The following is a 5,742-nucleotide window of genomic DNA, read 5'->3' as shown; positions in this document are numbered from 1 at the left end:
TTTTTCGTTTAATGCAGCGATTTGTGTGCGAAAATCAGATGCATGCAGATCGAGCGCCTTTAAAATTTCTTTTAATACTGTTTGTTGTTCCATTTCATTCACCTCCTTAAAAAGGCAGTATATGCTCTGTTTATTAAGAATATACCACATTTTCATGTTGCATTCATTATTCTTGAGTGGCCGTCGTCGTTTGGGAGTTGTATGTTTGGAAAGCCAGTGCAAAGGATTGTATTGGCGGGGGATTTTTTCTTGTATTGATGCGGGGTATCTACGGGATTCGACAGTTTTGTCATTTTTGTTTTAATACAATATAACTATGTCGAAATAAATAAAGGGAGCCCTGTTATCATGAATATAACAATATACGCTCTATTATTGAAACGGGCAAGCATATCGCCCAAGCAGCAAAAGATCGCTATGCATGTGCGCAAAAGCTCGTTCACATTATTCGAAAAGCGTTAAATAAAGAACCCCCTAGGCGCAATTTTCTGAGCAACCTGAACTGTGGAAAGTGGATAAATTGCATAAACTCATTGTCGAATGGCTGGAGCAAGTGAACCGACGTTTATCGATTGGCGACGCAACTATCAAAACAGTCAAAAGTTAGCGCTGGGAAGTCGAATTTCTTACCGGCGACGTAGGATTAAAAGCATACGAACCTGCTAAACGTGCCTAGGAGAGATGATTGGATGAAGATTTATAAAGAATCTCTTAATATTTCAGTTCGCCAATGGCTTGAATTATTAAGAAATAAAGAGATTTTTCAAGAAGAAGATGCCAAGCTCATGATGATGCTTTATTATCAAACGAATTGCAAAGCGACGGGAAAACAACTTGCGAATCTTCTAAATAAAAAGAGCCATTCTGTCCTAAACCTTCAAATCGGAAGACTCGGGAAAAGAATTGTAAGCAAGCTTCAAGATGTACAATTTCCAAGAAGAGCGAAACACGGCTGCCCTAATGTAACACTACAATAAAGTCGATTAAATTTTAATAAAGCACCGTTTGATTTACGAACGGTGCTTGGAAAAATACTTAAATTTGTTTCAGACAGCAGTAACAAAAAGGTTGTTTAAAAAACCCTCCTCTATTCAACTATTAATCCTCGTTAGCGTAATAAAGCTCTTTCAAAGAAACTCGCTCAAAGCTGTTTTTAAGCAAACTCTGAAGCTACGGCTTCCGCCACTGTGGTGTGTATGTGAGGAAGATGATGCCTTGGCTCGTCATCAATCACCCTGCTTGACCATCGTACAAGAGGGATGATCAGCAGCCATCGTCTCCGCCCTCTCTGATCAAGTATCAATTTGACCGAACCGATTCAATGTACGGTAGACCGCTGACTCGAATTCGATGAAGCCCAAGTATGAAGCCACATCTTGGAACGGAAATATTTGCGAAGCCCAAAATCCTCCAATACCGTTCTTGCGGTCGATCCAGTAGAACAGGTTGGCCAGTCCCGCCCACATCAATTGGCCTGCTGGACGGCCTGTAGGGGTAGGATCTTCATTTACCTGGAATGTATAAGCCCACGATTTTTGCACGCCAGGGTAGAACTCACCGTCATTAGCCAGCGATGGATCAGACGAAATCCAACCGCCGCTCTTTAATTCCCCAAGCCCGTTCTGAGACATTTGCGCGACCGTTTCCGGTTTGAGGACTCCCTCACCGTCATTCAGGATCATTCGGATAAACTTCATATACTCACCAATGCTGGCATACAAACCGTGTCCTCCCATGTCCATTTCCGGAGATTGCGGCAGAATGAGATCAGGCTGAGGCGTGATATTACCGTCCTGGGCGCGAGTGTGGATGGTTGCGCGGCGTTCCATCATCGACGGTGTTAACGTGAATCCGATGTCGGTCATGCCGAGAGGGGCAAAAATACGCTCGGCCATCACTTCGCCCAGTCGCTTACCGCATACGGCTTCGACAACCTTGCCAACCCAGTCGATGTTGACGCCATAGTTCCAGCGTTCACCTGGCTCGAATAGAAGTACACTCTTAATGGAGTCAAACGTACTAGTGAGAATGGAAGGTACTCCCTTTTTTTCACGGTATTTTCGATCTTCATGACTGAAGAACTCGTAGCCGAAGCCGGCAGTGTGAAGCATCAGCATGTCGATCGTAATGTCGGTTCTCGGTTCCCTTAGTTTCGGCTGCCCGTCTGCGTCAAACCCTTCGAGAACTTTAATCTCGGCAATCTCAGGCACATACTTCTTGACCGGATCGTCAAGACGGACTTTTCCCTCCTCGACCAATTGCATCAATGCTGTGCCGGTGATGGCTTTCGTGGTCGAGAAAAGAGCAAACACTGTATCGGTGCTCATCGGCGTTTCCTTTCCGAGCTCGCGTACCCCGGCTGCACCCTCGTAGATGTTTCCTTCCCGGTCAGTTATCATTGCAACTACCCCGGGTACCCCTCCAGCCCTGCCTACAGCGTTATCCAAAACTTCGTCAAGAGTATCCTTGAGAGCATCCTTGACTGTTTGCCTCGTCATATCTTCACCCCTCATACATATTATTTCTTAATTTTCTTTATTTACATAATTTTCTGTATTTTTAAAACTAACTATATCATGCTTAGGTAGGGCTCGTCAAATTTTTTTACTTTGAGCTTTTTCCATTGTCCTTTTTGAAGTTGTGCCTGGAACAAATTCGGGATTGAAGGAAAAGTCCGAGCGCGATGTCCGTTTTGGATTTCGTTAATGGAATGTGCGGGTGTCTTAACCAATCCGTTTCCGATGTCTATATAATGGCGAAAAAGCGGTCACTTAACATACAACGCTCATCCTAATCATAAGAAAAATTCCTCCCAATCCTCCGTTTTCAGGTTCACGATAAATATTGCAAATTCTTCAATGACTTGTGGCGGCAAATCTAATTCAGGTACTTCTAGAAAATGAAGTGCTTTAAAAATCAACAATTATATAGATCAATTATTCATATCAGTAATAATGGAATTTTATGCTAAAATAGAAGAGTACACTGAATGTATACAATATATGATTAATATGCCAAGTTTAAATGGACAAAAATGGATGTGGAATCTTTGGGGGAAAGCGTAGATTTGACCGTAGTCGGTTTTCATAAAGAATCCAACACCGTTCACAAGATTTTCATAGATGGCTGGACAAAAACGACGGCCGGCCCAAATAATGGTGCAGATGCCCATATCTCTTCCAGCGTGAAAATACCGAAGCCAGGTAAGTGGGCGATTTTGCTTTATACCGATGGAAAACTATTTGATATATTAGTCTTTGAAATTAATGAGGAAAAAAGAATTTCTTAAGCAGGAGTGTCCTATTTATGCGGCAAATGACAATGGAAGAACTATTGGATTGGGAGGATAATTGGCTCGATCGGGACGGCCTTGATGAAGGTGATGAGAGAAATGCATGGCTCGAAGAAGGGATAAACCTTTACAAGCAATTTCTTCAGCTGGACCCAAAAGAACCCCGCTATGCGATTATGCTTGCCGATTTGTATTTACAGTGGGGGCGGGATGAAAAAATTCGCAGAGGGAACTATCTGAAAGCTTATGAGATATTGCGAAAGGCTACAATTTACTCACCATCAAAGCCCGATGCGTTCTACCACCTATCCTTTATTTTGGCCAGTCAAGAGCGGAAGTGGGAGGCGGTTCTTTTTTATGGAAAAGAAGCGCTTGAAAAAGGGATCGACGGCAGCAAACGCATCAAACTGCTTTGTAATGTTGCGTTAGGATATGCAAGACTTGGTTATATTCAGAAAGCGATGGAGTACATGAAAGAAGCATGCGACTTGGATAAAATGGGCGAACACGGCTGGTTTATCGAATTGTATATGGACAGGATTAAAAAGAGAGTAACAGAACCGATCTTGTTGAAGGAGCCCGAGGAGAAGCGGAAGACGGTTTCAAAACACGATGCTAATAAAGTCAAAGAAGACGCAATGGAAGGAAAGTGTGTCGTTCTCGATTTAGCTGGGGATGAAAAATATTTTTATGCATACCATGATACAGTCCGGCTTGAACGGAAAGAGGCGGAAATTCTTGGTTACTTGATTGATCATCAGATGACATCGTGCCCGAAACATAGAATAGAAGAAGCGATCTGGCATGATCGCCCGGTAGGAGCTGCCACGGTGAAGCGGTATATCGCCAGTCTTAGAAGAAAGCTTTCTCAAGCAATGGGACGTGATGATATTTCTGAGAACATTTTAGTCACTACAGCTGAAGGATACGAATGGAAAGCAGATATTCCATCGATTGTCCTTCGTAAAGGGTAACGGTCCGGTTACGATTTCGTAACCGGGCTTTTTTTATACTTAGAGTACAAACTGAACAGGAGGATGATAAATATGAATTTAATGAAATTAGAAATGATGGATGCAACTGCTCGCATCGCCGAGTCACTACAAATGAGAGGGTTATTTGTAGAAGTAAAAGACGATTTTATTATCCTAACAGACGGAAACACAAAAGAAGATATCAGCAAAGTTCGTGAGTTGCTTCATCATCTCGGTATTCCAACCTTTTGGCAAGGAAACAAATTTCAAGTATTGGTTACCCGTGTGCCAATTTCTACGATGAAACGCATCATGAATACACCAGGACGGGAGTTTCCAATTTTCATGGAAGGCTATCACTACAAATGGAAGCCGTTCGTCCAAAGACGATTCGGTATCAAAGTGAATGCGTTAGATTTGGATGCGAACATGGCGATGTTGGTGAAATCATTGAACCTTGCAGGAATCACGGCTCTCGCAGGATGTAACGGCCATCACCGTTATGCCCCAAATGTTCAACTTTCAGGAATATACCAGGGAGCGTGGTTTGAAGTAATTCAGGAAAAATATTTAAGCAACTGTTCTCTCCACTACAAATGGAACGTTCATTACGGCAACGAATCCGGCTCTTGCATCACTGCTGATAAAGGAGAAGCGGAACGCTGGGATATGAATTTAATTTATCAAGACGCGGTGCAGATGGCGCAAATCCTGCAGAAACACGCGGCGGAGATTCGGGAGTTGAAGAGAGCTGCTTTTAAGCGGAAAGGCGAGATGAAGGAACAAGCTGAGCGATTTGTTCAGAAGAGAGAGTTTGTGGAGCTTGTGGGGTGGATGAAAGAGAAATCAGGAAAATAATGTAGGAAGGCTGTTTTTGGTTGATAAATAGAATGGAAAGCTCTTCGTATATGGGTTTGTGGGCACCATCCGAAAGCAGTTGAATGGATAAGAGAAGTTCGGATGGTGTCAGACGATGGAGCGAACAGTGCCTGCTCGCCATTCTTGTCCCATCTGATTATTGGGTCACATCATTTAAGGAAGCGTTTTTTTATTGTTTATCGGTCTATGTTTTGTACAAATCTGCTCACCATGTTTGGGCTTCTCTTACCAAGCCTCGATTCGCTCGGATTTGAAGGGACAACGTTTGGAGAGTCGGGTTTTGGGATTATTTGGGGATTTGATGGAGTTGTTTTCATAGTTAAGAGGAACTCTCTCTTTTGATGACAAGGGGGCTTATGATAGGACCACAACTTGTTATCGCATTTAAAACAGAAGGGAGCTAATATAGCTCTCTTTTCTCTTATGTACAAAAAACTTAGCAATGTAGTAGAAAACGATGGACGGCTTTTTTGATGTTTTTGTAAAATAGAGTACAAATATTGGTTCATCACCAAAAGTCGGGGGTGACAAATTTCCCTCCCGTTTCTAGGCGGATGCGCAAGAAAAGATGTGCGTTGTTTCGGTATCCATACCCTC

Annotated in this window: 5 protein-coding genes; 4 read left to right on the top strand and 1 reads right to left on the bottom strand. The window is 42.9% G+C overall.

Annotated elements, in window-relative coordinates; translation table 11 throughout:
* The first annotated feature begins 689 nt into the window (after window positions 1–689).
* Window positions 690–977 (top strand): hypothetical protein, encoded by a 288-nt coding sequence (locus tag B0I26_RS17825; protein WP_111646675.1) that lies wholly within the window; start codon window positions 690–692, stop codon window positions 975–977.
* 315 nt (window positions 978–1,292) lie between these two features.
* Here B0I26_RS17825 and B0I26_RS17820 read toward each other — a convergent pair whose 3' ends face one another.
* Window positions 1,293–2,498, bottom strand: a complete 1,206-nt coding sequence (locus B0I26_RS17820) for a methyl acetate hydrolase AcmB (protein WP_111646674.1) — start codon at window positions 2,496–2,498, stop codon at window positions 1,293–1,295.
* A gap of 551 nt (window positions 2,499–3,049) precedes the next feature.
* Between B0I26_RS17820 and B0I26_RS17815 the strand changes: the two genes are divergently transcribed.
* The 3 genes from B0I26_RS17815 (at window position 3,050) to B0I26_RS17805 (ending at window position 5,124) form a co-directional block, all read left to right on the top strand.
* Complete coding sequence (locus tag B0I26_RS17815; protein WP_245934850.1) at window positions 3,050–3,289, top strand: hypothetical protein; 240 nt, start codon at window positions 3,050–3,052, stop codon at window positions 3,287–3,289.
* 17 nt (window positions 3,290–3,306) lie between these two features.
* Window positions 3,307–4,266: a winged helix-turn-helix domain-containing protein gene (locus tag B0I26_RS17810; RefSeq protein WP_111646672.1), complete on the top strand. Its 960-nt coding sequence runs from the start codon at window positions 3,307–3,309 to the stop codon at window positions 4,264–4,266.
* A 72-nt stretch (window positions 4,267–4,338) separates the two neighbouring features.
* Complete coding sequence (locus B0I26_RS17805) at window positions 4,339–5,124, top strand: hypothetical protein (protein WP_245934849.1); 786 nt, start codon at window positions 4,339–4,341, stop codon at window positions 5,122–5,124.
* Window positions 5,125–5,742 lie beyond the last annotated feature (618 nt).

The sequence above is a fragment of the Paranoxybacillus vitaminiphilus genome (assembly GCF_003259935.1).
In the GTDB taxonomy this organism is placed as follows: domain Bacteria; phylum Bacillota; class Bacilli; order Bacillales; family Anoxybacillaceae; genus Paranoxybacillus; species Paranoxybacillus vitaminiphilus.
The sequence above is the reverse complement of the archived record's forward strand: the minus strand, read 5'-3'. Positions and strand labels throughout refer to the sequence as shown.

Coding starts and splice junctions, on each gene's coding strand:
- B0I26_RS17825 (WP_111646675.1), top strand. CDS start 690: ATGAAGATTTATAAAGAATCTCTTAATATTTCAGTTCGCCAATGGCTT.
- B0I26_RS17820 (WP_111646674.1), bottom strand. CDS start 2,498: ATGACGAGGCAAACAGTCAAGGATGCTCTCAAGGATACTCTTGACGAA.
- B0I26_RS17810 (WP_111646672.1), top strand. CDS start 3,307: ATGCGGCAAATGACAATGGAAGAACTATTGGATTGGGAGGATAATTGG.
- B0I26_RS17805 (WP_245934849.1), top strand. CDS start 4,339: ATGAATTTAATGAAATTAGAAATGATGGATGCAACTGCTCGCATCGCC.